This is a genomic window from Streptomyces sp. NPDC058092 (genome assembly GCF_042884935.1).
Taxonomy (GTDB): domain Bacteria; phylum Actinomycetota; class Actinomycetes; order Streptomycetales; family Streptomycetaceae; genus Streptomyces.
Genome location: NZ_JBHVSY010000023.1, coordinates 18,170 through 32,667 on the forward strand (window position 1 = coordinate 18,170; position 14,498 = coordinate 32,667).

At 70.8% G+C, this 14,498-nt stretch carries 13 protein-coding genes and 2 pseudogenes; 10 read left to right on the top strand and 5 right to left on the bottom strand.

The features are described from left to right. The first annotated feature begins 18 nt into the window (after positions 1-18). The 8 genes from ACFVV1_RS30515 to ACFVV1_RS30550 all read left to right on the top strand — a co-directional run bounded on the left by ACFVV1_RS30515 (position 19) and on the right by ACFVV1_RS30550 (position 9,363). Positions 19-516 carry a hypothetical protein gene (locus ACFVV1_RS30515; protein ID WP_389995762.1) on the top strand — a complete coding sequence of 166 codons (498 nt, stop codon included), beginning with the start codon at positions 19-21 and terminating at the stop codon, positions 514-516. Positions 517-797: 281 nt separating this feature from the next. After that, positions 798-2,252, top strand: a complete 1,455-nt coding sequence (locus ACFVV1_RS30520; protein WP_389995765.1) for an MFS transporter — start codon at positions 798-800, stop codon at positions 2,250-2,252. 91 nt (positions 2,253-2,343) lie between these two features. Further along, positions 2,344-3,915 (top strand): FGGY family carbohydrate kinase, encoded by a 1,572-nt coding sequence (locus ACFVV1_RS30525; protein WP_389995767.1) that lies wholly within the window; start codon positions 2,344-2,346, stop codon positions 3,913-3,915. A gap of 75 nt (positions 3,916-3,990) precedes the next feature. After that, entirely contained in the window at positions 3,991-5,664 is a 1,674-nt protein-coding gene (locus ACFVV1_RS30530) for an FAD-dependent oxidoreductase (RefSeq protein WP_389995770.1), read from the top strand. Then, complete coding sequence (locus ACFVV1_RS30535; RefSeq protein ID WP_389995773.1) at positions 5,661-7,214, top strand: FAD-binding oxidoreductase; 1,554 nt, start codon at positions 5,661-5,663, stop codon at positions 7,212-7,214. Before ACFVV1_RS30530 ends, ACFVV1_RS30535 begins: the two co-directional genes overlap by 4 nt. 43 nt (positions 7,215-7,257) lie before the next feature. Beyond that, the gene (locus ACFVV1_RS30540; RefSeq protein ID WP_389995776.1) at positions 7,258-7,917 is read left to right on the top strand and encodes a glycerol-3-phosphate responsive antiterminator; all 660 of its coding nucleotides are present in this window, start codon (positions 7,258-7,260) and stop codon (positions 7,915-7,917) included. A gap of 7 nt (positions 7,918-7,924) precedes the next feature. Then, positions 7,925-8,227 (top strand): putative quinol monooxygenase, encoded by a 303-nt coding sequence (locus ACFVV1_RS30545; RefSeq protein WP_389995779.1) that lies wholly within the window; start codon positions 7,925-7,927, stop codon positions 8,225-8,227. Continuing rightward, positions 8,224-9,363: a zinc-binding dehydrogenase gene (locus ACFVV1_RS30550; RefSeq protein ID WP_389995782.1), complete on the top strand. Its 1,140-nt coding sequence runs from the start codon at positions 8,224-8,226 to the stop codon at positions 9,361-9,363. The genes ACFVV1_RS30545 and ACFVV1_RS30550 overlap by 4 nt, the downstream gene beginning before the upstream one ends. Positions 9,364-9,567: 204 nt before the next feature. Here ACFVV1_RS30550 and ACFVV1_RS30555 read toward each other — a convergent pair whose 3' ends face one another. Together ACFVV1_RS30555 and ACFVV1_RS30560 are read right to left on the bottom strand one after the other, a co-directional pair. Further along, on the bottom strand, positions 9,568-9,975 hold the full coding sequence (locus tag ACFVV1_RS30555; RefSeq protein WP_389995785.1) for a nuclear transport factor 2 family protein: 408 nt from the start codon (positions 9,973-9,975) through the stop codon (positions 9,568-9,570). Positions 9,976-10,098: 123 nt separating this feature from the next. Continuing rightward, a complete protein-coding gene (locus tag ACFVV1_RS30560; protein WP_389995788.1) occupies positions 10,099-10,677 on the bottom strand; it encodes a dihydrofolate reductase family protein in 579 nt (192 codons plus the stop codon). Positions 10,678-11,076: 399 nt separating this feature from the next. Here ACFVV1_RS30560 and ACFVV1_RS30565 point away from each other — a divergent pair, with 399 nt between their 5' ends. Then, positions 11,077-12,324 (top strand): MFS transporter, encoded by a 1,248-nt coding sequence (locus ACFVV1_RS30565; protein ID WP_389995791.1) that lies wholly within the window; start codon positions 11,077-11,079, stop codon positions 12,322-12,324. A gap of 144 nt (positions 12,325-12,468) precedes the next feature. On the opposite strand, the pseudogene ACFVV1_RS30570 reads toward ACFVV1_RS30565, so the two are convergent. The 3 genes and pseudogenes from ACFVV1_RS30570 to ureC all read right to left on the bottom strand — a co-directional run. Further along, positions 12,469-12,582, bottom strand: a pseudogene (locus ACFVV1_RS30570) (urease accessory protein UreG); the annotation flags it as partial. A 114-nt stretch (positions 12,583-12,696) separates the two neighbouring features. Then, positions 12,697-13,314, bottom strand: a complete 618-nt coding sequence (locus ACFVV1_RS30575) for an urease accessory protein UreF (protein WP_389995794.1) — start codon at positions 13,312-13,314, stop codon at positions 12,697-12,699. Continuing rightward, a pseudogene (ureC, locus tag ACFVV1_RS30580) lies at positions 13,314-13,699 on the bottom strand (urease subunit alpha); the annotation flags it as partial. The gene ACFVV1_RS30575 and the pseudogene ureC, both read right to left, overlap by 1 nt. A gap of 325 nt (positions 13,700-14,024) precedes the next feature. On the opposite strand from ureC, the gene ACFVV1_RS30585 reads away from it, so the two are divergent. Continuing rightward, on the top strand, positions 14,025-14,303 hold the full coding sequence (locus ACFVV1_RS30585; RefSeq protein WP_389995796.1) for a hypothetical protein: 279 nt from the start codon (positions 14,025-14,027) through the stop codon (positions 14,301-14,303). The last annotated feature ends 195 nt before the right edge of the window (positions 14,304-14,498 follow it).

Below are 14,498 nucleotides of genomic sequence, written 5' to 3' on the forward strand. Positions count from 1 at the left end.
CCAAGGACTTTCCTGCGGTTGCGGGGATGGTCCCGCGAACATCGTCTCCCGGCCTTCGCCGCGCTCTACGACCGGGTCGGCCGCAAGCCCGTTGTGATCACCGGCCCCATCGCCTCGGCGCTCGCCGCGTATCCGCTGCTGTGGCTGGTCGACTCCGGTTCCGTCGGCCGGCTCGCCGTGGCCCACCTGGTCGGCAACCCGCTGCTCCAGGCATCGATGTACGGGCCGATGGCCGCCTTCATCAGCGAGATGCTCGGCACCCGGGCCCGCTGCACCGGCGCTTCGCTCGGCTACCAGCCGGCCACCACGCTCGGGGCCGGACCGGCCCCGCTGATCGCCACCGGTCTGCTCTCCGCGGCCGGCGGCGGGACGAACACCGGCACCGTCTCCCTGTTCCTCGCCCGCGTCTGCGTGATCAGCGCCGTGGCCATCTCACCGACCCGGGAGAGCCACCGGAACGACCTGTCCGCCCTGGAGCCGGCCACCGCGGCGAAGCGGGCGCCGTCCGCGGTCTGACGGGTCATGTGCACCGCCCCGGGGGCCGTCGGACGCCGCCGGGGCAGTGCACGTACCATGAGGCCCCACGTCACGTTTGAGTAACCTGCCGGAAACCCTTGACGTTTCTCCTGACTCGTTCTTAACCTCACTGCGTAGTTCGCATTCCTTGCAGTTCACGTGCTGCGGCGCTTTCCGCAGTGTTTTGACAGGCACAGACATAGACCACCTGTCGGTGGTTTCGTCATGCCTGTTTTTTGTGCTCCCCGTGCCGCCGATGGGTCTTCCTCGAAGGCGGATTCATGGCACAACGTCCGAGCGTCAAAGGCGTCGCCGACGTCGTTGCGCTCATCGATGGGCTGGGAAAGATCACCGGCCGGGCGCAAGTCATCTGGTTCTTCGTGTTCGGCGGGCTGTTTCTCGACGCCTATTCGAACGCCGCGCTGAGCGCCGGTCTGGGACCGATGACGTCCCAGATGGAGCTCACCAGCACCCAGGTCTCGATCCTCACGGCCACCGCTCCGGCCCTGGCGATCATCTTCAACCCCGTCGGCGGCTGGCTCGCCACCCGGATCGGCCGCGTTCCCCCGCTGCTCATCGCCAAGGTGTTCGCCATCGCGGGCGCCCTGCTGGCCGCGTTCGCCGGTGACTTCACCGTCGTCTGGCTCGGCCGGGTCCTGGTGGGTGTCGCGTACGGCATCGACTTCGCCGTCGCCATGGCGCTGCTCGCCGAATACACGCCCGCGAAGCTGGGCGGCCGGCTGAACCTGTGGCAGGCCGTGTGGTACGTCGCCACCACCAGCAACCTCGCGCTCGCCCTGCTCTTCTTCAACCTGGACGTCGGCGCGGACATCTGGCGCTGGTCGGTCGGCTCGGCCGCGGTCGTCGCCGTCGCACTGCTGCTGGGCCAGTGGCTGATGCTCCGGGAGAGTCCGACCTGGCTGGCGAGCAAGGGCCGGCTGGACGAGGCCGTCGTCAACCTGGACAAGATCTACCGGATCAAGGCCGTCGCCGGTAAGCCCGACGAGGCGACCCGCGCGGCCACCGAGGGGCCCGCCATCGGGTTCCGTCAGGCCGGACTGCTCTTCAAGGGCGAGTACCTGCCCCGGACGATCCTCTCCTCGGCCATCTCGCTCGGACAGTCGATGCAGTACTTCGCGGTCGGCTGGTACCTCCCGCTGATCAGCCTGACCATCTTCGGCGAGAGCTTCGAGAAGGCCACCATCGGCTCGATGGTCTTCAACGCCTTCGGTATCGCGGGCGGTCTCCTCTCGGCGTACTTCGGCCGACGGCTCGGGCTGCGGCTCAGCTCCGCGGCCGGTTTCGCCGGGGTCTTCGTCGCACTGCTCGCGATGGGGCTGACCTTCGAGAAGGTCCCCACCGCCGTGGCGTTCCTGTTGCCGGTGCTGTTCATCCTCTGCCACTCCGCGGGTCCCGGCGCCAACGGCAAGTCCATCGCCGCGCTCTCGTACAGCAGTGACGTCCGCGCGCTCGGCACCGGTGTCACCGGGATGGTCGGCAGCTTCGGCAGTGTCGTCGGGCTGTACGTCTTCCCGCAGATCAAGGACTCGCTGGGGCTCGCCGACACCTTCCTGGTGCTCTCCGTCGTGCCGCTGCTCGGCCTGATCACCTGCCTGGCGATCAAGTGGGACCCGACGAAGGCCGCGTCCCCCGACGGGGCCGCCGGACAGGACCGGGCCGCCGTCGGCGCCCAGGCCGGCTCACCGCAAGACACGCGGTCCGCGACCGCGCGCTGACCCGGCACCGGACCTGCCGCACCACACGATGGTCCCCTCCCCTCTCGTATCCCTCCGCACAGCTCGCAATGCTCGCAATGAAAGGGCTGCAATGACGCAGACGTTCCCCGGCGCCGCCCCACGGCGCGGTGTGCTGTCCATCGACGAGGGCACCACGGGCACCAGGGCCGGAGTCGTCCTCGACTCCGGCGCAGCCCACGAGGTGTTCTACCGGTCGATCAAGGTCAGCCATCCGGACGACCTCTCGGTCGAGCAGGACCCGATGGAGATCTGGAGTGCCACCGTCGAGGTGGCGCGCCGGGCCGTCGGCCGGGCCCGCGAGGAGGGCATCGAGATCACCGCGGTGGCGCTCTCCACCCAGCGGGCCACCGCGATGTTGTGGGACCGGGTCACCGGGCAGCCGTTGCTGCCCGCGGTGGTGTGGCAGGACCGGCGTCACGCCCATGAGCTCACCGCGTACGAGGCGGAGTGGGACGCCGTGCTGCTGGCCCGTCAGGGCCGGCCGGTCGGCGCCCGCGCCCCGTTCCTCTGGGCCGCGCAGCAGATCGCCACGCACCCGGAGGTGGCCGCCGCGCACCGCGAGGGCCGGCTGCTCTTCGGCACCGTCGACACCTGGCTGATCTGGCGCCTCACCGGCGGTGCCGTGCACGCCACCACCCCGACCAACGCCGCGTCCAGCGGCGGCTATCTGCTGGAACGGCACGCCTGGGACGAGGAGTGGATCAGCCACCTCGGCTTCCCCCTCGACCTGCTTCCGGAACTCCGCTCCGACGACGCCGGATTCGGTACCACCGACCCGGCCGCCCTCGGGATCGCCGTCCCGCTGGCCGCCTCCATGGGCGACCAGCACGCCGCACTGATCGCGCTCGGCGGCCTCGCCGCCGGGCAGGGCATGTGCGTGTACGGGACCGGTGCCTTCGTCGACGCGGCGACCGGCACCACGCCCGCCCTGCCCCGGCCGGACATCTCCGGGGTGCTCGCCCAGCCCGGCCGGCGGCAGGGCGACACCAGCCACTACAGCCTGGAGGCGTACACCTCCACGGCGGGTTCGGCGCTGCGCTGGCTCTGCGACGACCTGGGGCTGTTCGCAGCGCCGAAGGAGCTCGGTGAGGAGGCGGGCCGGGTCCCCACCCGGCCGGGCCGCACCCCGCGTTTCGTCCCGGCGCTCGCCGGGGTCCGTACGCCGGTCTGGCACCCGGAGGCCACCGCCTCCCTCACCGGGCTCACCCTCGCCACCACCCGCGCCGATCTCGCCCGCGCCGTGCTCGACGGGATCGCGCACTCCGTGTGCGACCTGATCGACGGGGTCGCCGACACCATGGGCACGCCGTTCACCCGGCTCCGGGTCGGCGGCGGGGTCTCCGGCAGCGACCCGCTCATGCGGATCCAGGCCGATCTGACCGGCCTGCCGCTGGAGCGGGTCTCCGACTCCGCCACCGCCAGCCTGCGCGGCACCGCCTACCTGGCCGGGGTCGCCCAGGGCCTGTGGTCGTCGCTCGAAGAGGTCGTCGAGGCACAGCCGCACGGCCAGGTCTTCGAGCCGTCGATCACGGCGGCCGAGCGCACCGAGCAGCGGGCCGCCTGGCGCGACGTGCTGATCGCCCACCTGAACGACCCCGCGCTGCTTCCCCTGACGGACCCCGAACCCCGAACCCCCCACTGACGGCCCCCGACCGTCGCACTGGCGGCCCGTACCCGACCACGTGGCCGCCGCACCGAAACACCAGGAGTTGATGTTGTGATCACCATGCCCGCCCGGAAACCGCGGCGCAGCGCCGCGGCGACCCGCCGAACGCCCCTGCTGCTCGACCGGGCGGCCCTCAAGCGCCGGCTGGCCGACGACACGTACGACGTGCTCGTCATCGGCGGCGGCATCACCGGGGCGTACGCCGTGCTCGACGCGGCCTCGCGCGGGCTGCGCGCGGCACTGATCGAGAAGGACGACTTCGCCTCCGGCACGTCGTCGAAGTCCTCGAAGATGGTGCACGGCGGCCTGCGCTACATCGAGCAGGGCAACGTCAACCTGGTCCGCCACTCGCTCCTGGAACGTCACCGCTTCCGCAAGAACGCCCCGCACCTGGTGCACCGGCTGCCGTTCCTCTTCCCGATCCTGGAGAAGGAGGGCATCTTCGACGCCCGCCTCGCCAAGGGCTTCGAGGGTCTGCTGTGGACGTACGACCTGGTCGGCGGCTGGCGGATCGGCAAGCTCCACCAGCGGCTCACCGTCCCCGAGGTGCTCGCGCAGGCGCCGACGCTGCGCGCGGAGAACCTCAAGGGCGGGCTGATGTACTTCGACGCCCGCACCGATGACGCCCGGCTCGTGCTGACCATCGTCCGGACCGCCGCCGCGCTCGGTGCGACGATCCTCAACGGTGCCAAGGCCGAGGGTCTGCTGATGCAGATGGGCAAAGTGTCCGGTGCCCGGGTCTCGGCGGACGGCGACACCATCGACATCCGCTCGCGGGCCGTCGTCAACGCCACCGGTGTGTGGACCGACGAGCTCGACGCGAAGGCCGACGACGGTCACAAGCCGCAGGTACGGCCCGCCAAGGGCGTCCACATCGTGGTGCCGTGGGACAAGGTCCGGATCAACTGCACGGTCACCGTGCCGATCCCCGGCCGGGCCCGTCGCGCGACCTGCACCCGCTGGGGCAACAGCGTCGTGCTCGGCACCACGGACGAGGACTACCAGGGCTCCCCCGACGACGTGCACTGCACCCGCAAGGAGATGGACTTCCTGCTGGAGGGCGCCAACACCGCCTTCGAGGGGAAGCTCACCCCGGACGACGTGGTCGGCTCCATCGGCGGCCTGCGTCCGCTGGTCGGTGGCAAGGAGGGCGCGACGCTCGACATGCGCCGCGACCACCACATCACCGTCGGCCGCACCGGCATGGTGACGGTGACCGGCGGCAAGCTCACCACCAGCCGGCACATGGGCGAGCTCGTCATCGACAAGGTGATGACGGTTCTCGGCCGCAAGGGCAGGAGCCGCACCACCGACCTCCCGCTGCTCGGCGGTGCCGGTTACGACGCCGAGGCCGTCGCGGCCTCCGGTGGCATCGCCGCACACCTCGGCGAGCGCTTCGGCACCGAGGCCCGGTTCGTCGGCGACCTGATCCAGGACGACCCGACGCTGGCCGAGCCGGTCGTCGCGGGACTCCCGTACACCAAGGCCGAGGTCGTGTACGCGGCCCGCGCCGAACTGGCCCGCTCGGTCGACGACGTGCTCTCCCGGCGGCTGCGCGCCCGGCTGTTCGCCCGGGACGCCTCCGTCGACGCCGCCGGGGCCGTCGGCGCGATCCTCGGCCGGGAACTGAACCTCTCGGAGGCCGAGGTGGAGCGTTCGGTCTCCGAGTACCTCGCAGCCGTCCGTCACGAAAAGTCCGTACTCCTCGAAGGGGCAGCAGCATGATCAGCCGTCAGACCATCACCCACCCGTTCAACCGGGGCAACTACACGATCGGCGCCCCCAGCTTCGCCAAGTGGGCGCAGAACACCCCGATCGGGGACGGCGAGGCCGCCCTCCAGACCGACCCGGTCGAGGTTCCCGAGACCGTGATCGAGGCGCTGCGCGAGGCCGCGCACGCGGTGCACACCGCCCGCGAAGAGGTCGTCACCCGGACCCGTGACTGGTGGGCCGGCTCGATGATCGGCGAGACCGAGGGCCGTCCGGCGACGCCGAACGCCGTGATCGTCGAGGCGGCCGACGCCGACCAGGTCGCGGCCGTGCTGCGGATCTGCCACGCGGCCGGCATCCCGGTCACCCCGTCCGCCGGCCGCTCCAACGTCACGGGCGCGGCGCTCCCCGTCTTCGGCGGCGTCGTCCTGGACGTCTGCGGACTGAACCGGATCACCGGCTTCGACGCCGAGTCGAACATCGTGGACGTCCAGGCCGGCATGTTCGGCGACCTCTTCGAGAAGCAGCTCCAGGAGGAGTACGGCGTCACCACGGGCCACTGGCCGTCCGCGTTCGCCGTCTCCACGGTCGGCGGCTGGATCGCCTGCCGGGGCGCCGGCCAGCTCTCCACCCGTTACGGCAAGATCGAGGACATGGTCGTCGGCGTCGACGTCGTGCACGCCGACGGCACGCGGGCCACGTACGGCGACTACGCCCGCGCCGCGGTGGGCCCGGACCTGCGCCAGCTGTTCGTCGGCTCGGAGGGCACCCTCGGTGTCATCGTCTCGGCGCGGCTGCGCGTCCACCCGCTGCCCGAGTACGCGAACGCCGTCGCGTTCGGCTTCAAGACCTTCGCCGAGGGCCTGGACGCCTGCCGCACGATCATGCAGCGCGGTGCCACCCCTGCCGTGCTGCGGCTGTACGACGCCCTGGAGTCGGGCACCCACTTCGGCCACCCGGAGACCAACCTCCTGCTCATCGCCGACGAGGGCGACCCGGCCATCGTCGACGCCTCGATCGAGGTGGCGCGGGAGGTCTGCGGGGCATACGGCCCCGAGCTGGACAGCAAGGCGGTCTTCGAGCGCTGGCTGGACGAGCGGATGCTGGTCGGCAAGTCCGCCGACGGCTTCAAGCCGGGTCCGGGCTTCGTCGCCGACACCCTGGAGATGGCCGCGTCCTGGACCGACCTCCCGGTGATCTATGACGAGGTGGTCGCCGCGATCCAGTCGGTGGACGGCACCCTGGCCGCCTCGGCCCACCAGTCCCACGCGTACACCGACGGCGCCTGCGTCTACTTCTCGCTGCGCGGCGACGTGGCGCCCGAGTCGCGGCGCGACTGGTACCGCTCGGTGTGGGACGCGGCCAACACCGTACTCATCAAGCACGCGGCGGCGCTCAGCCACCACCACGGCTGCGGTCTGCTGCGCGGCCCCTACCTGGAGGAATCCCTCGGAGCGGGCTTCGCGACGTTCGTCGCGGTGAAGAAGGCCCTGGACCCGGCCGGCATTCTCAACCCTGGCAAACTGGGCCTTCCCAGCCGATTCGGTACGCCCCCGCTGAACTGACCTCAGCAGCCGCGAACCCTCCTTCCCCAGGCAGGCCCTTGCCATGACCCCTTCCCCCTCCCGGTCCGGTGCCGCACTCGACCCCCGGCTCACCTCGGCGTTCGCCGAGGTGCCGGTCGTCGCGTCGGTCGTCGGCACTCAGCCGCTGCGGCAGTTCCTGACCGCACCGGCCAAGGTGTGCATCCTCGCGTCGCTCGCCGTGGGGCAGCTGCCCCAGGTCGTGCCGGCGCTGGGCCGGGCGGGGAAGACCGTGTTCGTGAACGTGGACAGCAGCCCCGGCCTGGCTCAGGACCGGGGCGCGCTGGAGTTCATCAAGAACATGGGCGCGCACGGCGTGGTCAGTACCCGGCTCTCCCTCATAGAGAAGGGCCGCCCGCTCGGCCTGCTGACGATGATGAAGGTGTTCGTCACCGACCGGTCCAATCTTCGCCGCTCCACGGACGCGATCTCGCGCGGGGCACCGGACCTGGTCGAGATCATGCCCGCCCCGATCGTCGCCCGGATGAGCGCGCAGGCACAGCGCGCGATGTCCCCGTCGGTCGCCGCCGGCTTCGTGGAAACCGCCGCGGACGTGGCGCTCGCTCTGGCCCTCGGGTCGGCCGCGGCAGCCACGTCCGACCCCCGCCTCTGGCACCTGCGCCGGGACCAGTTGCCGCCGGTCCCGCCCACCGCTCTGAAGAGGCCCCCCGCACCCCAGGAGTAAGCCCCCCATGACATACGTAGTCGTCGCCCGCTACCGCACCAGGGCCGGCGAGGAGAACGCCGTCCTCCCCCTACTCGACACGATGGCCGCCGCCTCCCGCCAGGAGCCGGGCAATCTCGCCTACCGGGTCCACCAGGGCACCGAGGACCCGCGGGCGATCGTGCTCTACGAGGAGTACGGCTCCGAGGCCGACTTCACCGCGCACTGCGCCACCCCGCACTTCCAGGAGATCGTGCTCGGCAAGGTCGTCCCGCTGCTGGAGAGCCGCGACGTGCTGCGCTGCGCCCCGCGTCCGGAGGTGCGGGCGTGAAGACCCGTGCGGTGGTGCTGCGCGGGATATCGACGGCCCGTCCCTACTCCGAGACCCGCCCGGTGGAGGTGGAGGAGCTGGAGCTGGGCGCCCCGCGCGAGGGCGAGGTGCTGGTCCGTATCGCGGCCGCCTCGCTCTGTCACTCGGACCTCTCGGTGGTCAACGGCGACCGGGTCCGCCCGCTGCCGATGGCGCTCGGCCACGAGGCAGTGGGCGTCGTCCAGGACACCGGACCGGGTGTCAGCCGGGTCTCCCCCGGTGACCATGTGGCGCTGGTCTTCGTGCCGAGCTGCGGCTTCTGCGCCGACTGCGCGGCGGGCCGGCCCGCCCTGTGCGCACAGGCAGCGGCGGCGAACGGATCGGGCGCGCTGCTGCACGGCCCGTCGCTGCTGACCGACGCCTCCGGCAACCGGGTCCACCACCAGTTGGGTGTCTCCGCGTTCTCCGAACACGCGGTGCTGGCCCAGGAGTCGGTGGTCCCGATCCCCAAGGACATCCCGTTCACCGTGGCGTCGATGTTCGGCTGCGCGGTCCTTACGGGCGCGGGCGCGGTCATCAACACGGCGGCTCTGCGTCCCGGCCAGTCGACGGTGGTCTACGGTCTGGGCGGCGTGGGGCTCTCGGCGGTGCTGGGCGCCCGGGCGGCGGGGGCGTACCCGATCATCGCGGTCGACCCGGTCCAGGAGAAGCGCGAGCTGGCCGTCCGGCTGGGTGCCACGCATGCGTACGCCCCCGGCCAGGCGGTCGACGCGATCCGCGAACTCACCTCCGGTGGCGTCGAGTTGGCGGTGGAGGCGGTGGGCAGTCCCAGGGTCATGGCGGAGTGCCTGACGGCCGTGGCCCGGGGCGGCACCGTCGTCTCGGTGGGCCTCCCCGCACCCGACCGGGTGCTGGAGGTCCCGGCGCTGGCGTTCGCGGGCGAGGGCAAGTCCCTGCTCGGCTCGTACATGGGCGACGCGGTACCGCGCCGCGACATCCCGAGGTTCCTGGACCTGTGGCGGGCGGGCCTGATGCCGGTGGAGCAGATGCACACGGGCACGCTGCCGCTGGCCGACATCAACACGGCGATGGAGGAGCTGGCTTCGGGCCGGGCGATCCGCCAGGTCATCGACACGTCGGGAATGTTGGACGCCTGACGCCATCCGGTGTCGCCATCCGGTGTCGCCATCCGGTGTCGCCATCCGGTGTCGCCATCCGGCCCGCGCCCCGACTCCGTCGACGGCGCTCCCGCTGGTTGCGGGGGCGCCGTCGGCATGTCACACGCCGCGCGATGTCCGCACATGCGACATGTGACATGTGGCATGCCGTACGACACCCGCACATGTGACATGTGATGCGGGCTACTCCTTCGCGGCTGCAGGCGCCTGCCGCACGATGATCTTGCGACGGCTGATGCGCCAGCCCCGCTCACCGCGCACGATCACGTCGTCGTAGGTCACGCTTCCGCACGTACCGTCCGCCTTGATACCGATCCCCTTGGACCGGGCGCGCACCTGATCGTCACCGGCCTCGGTGAGGATAACGTTGGTGACGTGGTGACTGACGGGCCCGCGCTCCGCCATCGCCAGCGCCGCGTCCCGGAAGGCCGCCAGCCCGTGCATCTCTCCATGCCCGAGGTCCGAGGTGTCGTAGACGATGTCGTCGGTGAACAACTCGTCGAGTCGGTCGAGTTCGCCGTCGTCAACCAGATGCCCGTGCAGGGCGATCAGTTCGGTGATGGCCAGACGGTCCTCGGCTCCGAGTGTCATCGCCTGTCCTTTCGTCAGATCTCGTGACCGTGCGGCCACCTGTACACGGTGCGGCATTTATACGGGGAGAACCGCCCGTACGGTCCGGTGGAGCAGCGGTCACACCACCGCGGCTCGGCGAGTTCATTCCGGTGGAGCAGCCGCGGGGCGTTCGTGGCGAAGGAGCACGACCCCGTTGCCGAAGGTCCGCGTTTCGGCCAGGCGAAGCCCGGTCCGGGCATCCGACGCCGGAAACAGGGGCTTTCCCCGTCCGATGAGAACCGGATGGATGTAGACGCGGTACTCGTCGATCAGATCGTGCCGCATGAAGGACGAGGCCAGATCGGCACCGCCGAGCACCAGGTCTCCGCCGGGCTGCGCCTTGAGAGCCTTGATCTCGTCGACGTCGACCTCCCGCCTGATGGTGGTGTTCCAGTCGGCCCGCTCCAGCGTCCGGGAATACACGATCTTGGGCATGTCCCGCCAGATACCGGCAAACTCGGCCACTGGTCCGGCACTTGAGGGGTCGGAGTCTGCGGTCGGCCAGAACCCGGCCATGAGTTCATATGTCACACGGCCGTCCAGGAAGCCGCCCATGGCCCTGAGCTGCTCGTTGAAGTGACGGTGCAGTTCGTCGTCGACCAGGTGCCAGTCGATCTCACGGCCCGGGCCTTCGATGAAGCCGTCGAGGGACACCGACATCATCAGGACGATCTTTCGCATCGCGGTCCCCTCCCGCCGAAGCCGTCGCACCACGCAGGTGCGCAGCGCCGGAACAGCCGACGCCCCAGTCTCACACCCTGCCTTCTTCAACGGTGGCAATTCGGACGAGACGTCGGAAGCCGGGTCAGTAGTAGCCCGTCTCGCCGTCCAGGATCTCCCTATGGCGTCCAGGTGGCCCGCGTGCCGGGCGGTCTCCTCGATCAAGCGGATTTCGGCCGCTGCCCTTCCCCCGAAGCGCCCTCCACAACACGCTTCTCACCCTGGTACGTTGGCACGCATGTTCCTCTCTCGTGCGTAGGACCCCGTACTGACCGCACCCCGTCCCACCGGGTGCGGCCCTCGGTGTCCCCGCATGCCCGCGGCGCCTTGTACCGCGCTGCCCTCACGAGGAACGTCCTCATGCCTTCGCCCTCACCCGCGCCTTCGCGCGCCCCTTCGTACGCCACCGTCCTGCGCACCCGCCATGCCTCCCGCACCTTCGGTGCCGCTCTGTTGGGGCGGCTGTCGTACGGGATGATCTCCCTCTCCCTGATGCTGGCGGTGAAGGACGCCACCGGCTCGTACTCCGTCGCGGGCGCCGTCATGGCCCTGTTCGGGGCGACCAGTGTCTTCCTCTCCCCCGCCCGTGCCGCGCTGATCGACCGGTACGGGCCGCGCCGGGCCCTGCCGCCGATGGCCGGTGTCTACGCGACACTGCTCACCGCCCTGGCGTACGCGACGTGGCGGCCGGGAGCCTCCTCGCTGGTGCTGGGGGCGCTCGCCGTGGCGGCGGGCGCCTGCACACCGCCGTTGGGACCGGTGATGCGGACCCTGTGGAGCAGCCTCGTTCCCGAGCCAGAGCTGTTGCGGCGAGCGTACAGCCTGGACGGCGTCGCCGAGGAACTGCTGTTCGTCACCGGACCGTTGCTGGTGGGCGTGGTGGTCACCTTCACCGTCCCTGCGGCGGGTGTCGCGATCAGTGCCGTGCTCGTGCTGGTGGGTGCCCTGGCGCTGGCGTCCTCGCCCGCGGTCCGCGGCATCGCCGCGACACCGTCCGCTCAGGAGGCCGCCGCGCCACAGGACGCACCTCGCGAGCGGCGGCTGCTCGGCATCGCCGGGCTGCGGCACGCCGCGATCGTGGCGGCGTCCGTGGGGTTGTGTCTGGGTGGGCTGGACCTGCTGGTGGTGGCGTTCACCGAACAGCGCCACCAGGGCGCGGCGGTGGCGTGGGTGCTGGCCGCGCTCTCGGCAGGAAGCGCGGTCGGCGGGCTCGCCTACGGCGCCGTCTCCTGGCGTGCGCCGAACCGGGTACGGCTGCCGGTGCCGGCCGCCGGCCTGGGAGTGGCGATGGCGGTGGCCGGGCTGTCGCCCGATGTGTACGTGCTGGCCGCTGTGCTGGCGGCCGCCGGGGTGTTCGTCGCACCGGCCCTGACGACCGCGTATCTCGTCGCGGACGAGTCCGTGGGCGCGGGCGGCCGCACGCAGGCGGGTGCATGGGTCAACACCGCGGTCAACGCCGGGTCCTCGGCGGGCACCGCGGCGGTGGGTCTGCTCGTGGACCGCCTGCCGCCGGCCGGGTGTTTCGCGGTCGCGGCGCTCCCCGCGCTGCTGGGCGCGGCCGCGGTGGCGCGCGTCGCGGTCGACCGCTCCCGGATCAGCCGCTCCTGACCGTGATCGAACCGTTGGCCGCGGCGGCGGACCGGTCTTGTGGTCGTCCGCCGGGTCATGGGCAATGCCGATGGGCCGGGTTCAGCGGAGCTTGATCGCCCCGCTGTCGGCCGTCAGCGTCTGACCGGTGATGTACCCGGCGTCGTCGCTCGCCAGGAACGCGACGACCGGGGCGACATCCGCGAGGTCGGTCTTGTTGGTGATCAGGAGGTCGGCGCCGGTGATGCCGGGGCCGCCCTTGCGGGCGACGTCACCGCCGCACGTTGGGGCCCTGGTCGGGCTGCAGGGGTGGGCTGTTCGTCCCACCGCTGGTCGGGCTGCTGGTCAGGCAAGGAAGAGTCTCCTTTCTCGTGGTGTGTGTTCGAGCGCCCACTACTCGGTGAGCGGGGGCGTACGGGCGGGCAGATCGGCCGGGGTCCGTACCGCGAGGGCCTCGGCCACCGCGGCCGCGGCGTGCGGCTCCGCGGCGAGGATCCAGGCGACGGTGTCGAGGGGATCGCCGGGCAGCAGCTTGAGCGCGGCGGAGGCGATGGTCTGCAGTGCGTCGTAGACGACGCCGTGCGCCAGCTCCTCCTCCGACACCTTCATGACGGCTCCGAGGGCGGCCGGCGCGATCGGCCTCAAGGGGCGCGGGCGGATCGCTGACAGGGCGGTGACCGCGGGGTGATCCGGAGCCGGCCGCCGTGCCAGGCGGTGCACCCCGCGGCCGAGCGTCGTCGATGCCTCGCGCAGGGGTGCGGTGAGGGTCCGGGCGGCGAGGGCCTGTTGTACGGGGCCGTAGTCCACCGGGTCCTGCCCTGCGGCCCGCAGGGCGAGCACGGCGGCGGCTGCTTCGGTGACGGCCGCCGTGTGCAGCCGCGCCCGCAGCAGGGCCGGGATGCGGTCGCGGGTGAGGCCTGCCGCGACGGCCGGTTCGAGCCCCGCGCTGTAGCTGTACGCGCCGACCGGGAGCCGGCCGTCGCCGAGCAGCAGGGGTGCGAGGCCCGCCATCAGAACATGGAGTACCGCTGGGCCAGCGGCAGTTCGGTGGCGGGGGCGGGCTCGACGAACTCCCCGTCGATGCGGATGGCGAAGGTCTCCGGGTCGACGTCGATGTCCGGGAGCGCCGTGTTGTTCGGCAGGTCCGCCTTGGTGAGGTGGCGGGTGGGTCGAACTGCGGCCAACTCACGTACCAGACCGAGACGTTCGGCGAGTTTGTCCTCCAGGGCGGCCGGCGCCACGAAGCTGGCCAAGAGGTGCGGGGCGGCGTCGGCCGCGGCGGTGGGGCGCAGCAGGACGGGCTGGGTGGTGGGGATTGCGGCGTTGGCGTCACCGAGGGGCGCGTACACCACCATGCCGCCCTTGATCACGGCGCCGGGCGGATGCCGAAGAAGGCTGCCACCTCCTTGATCAGGAGCTACACCGAACGAACGATTTACAGTCCCTCGATGAAGGCCCAGATCGACAGCTTAGGCCTATCTCGAACTTCGATGTTCCGAGCCAATCAGCCGGTTGTATCGGGGCTCGTGGACTGGTCGGTTGACGCCACCACAGGACTCGTGGACTGATCGGTTGACGTCACCACAGGACTCGTGGACTGATCGCTTGACGCCACCACAGGACTCGTGGACTGATCGCTTGACGCCACCACAGGACTCGTGGACTGATCGCTTGACGCCACCACAGGACCGCACGTGGACTGGCCACAGTAACCAGACGGTGTGGTCGACGGAGTCGACGTTATAGGCGGTGCCGACGGAGTCGACGTTGTAGCCGGTGCCGACGAAGTCGACGTTGTAACCGGTGCCGACGAAGTCGACGTTGTAGCCGGTGCCGACGAAGTCGACGTTGTAGCCGGTGCCGACGGCTCAGACGGTGTGGTCGACGGCGACGACGGTGCCGACGGCTCAGACAGAGTCAGAGCACCGGCGATCCCGCTGGCTCCAACGGTCTTGAACATTTGGAGATTGCGGAAAGCGGTGTTATATGCGTCGCGGTAGCTCTTGAGCCACGCACCTTCATACACGCTGTAGCCTGAGGCCGGAGGGGTTTCCGGAACATTCCGGGGCTGTTTCAGGCCTTTAGCAAGGAAGTCTTTCCTGGCATCATTGATCCCTGCAACGTGACCATCGTAGATGCCCTTGTTGTACTCCGTGAAAGAGTCGGGACCGGGTTCGCCACCTTGCCCAACGTAG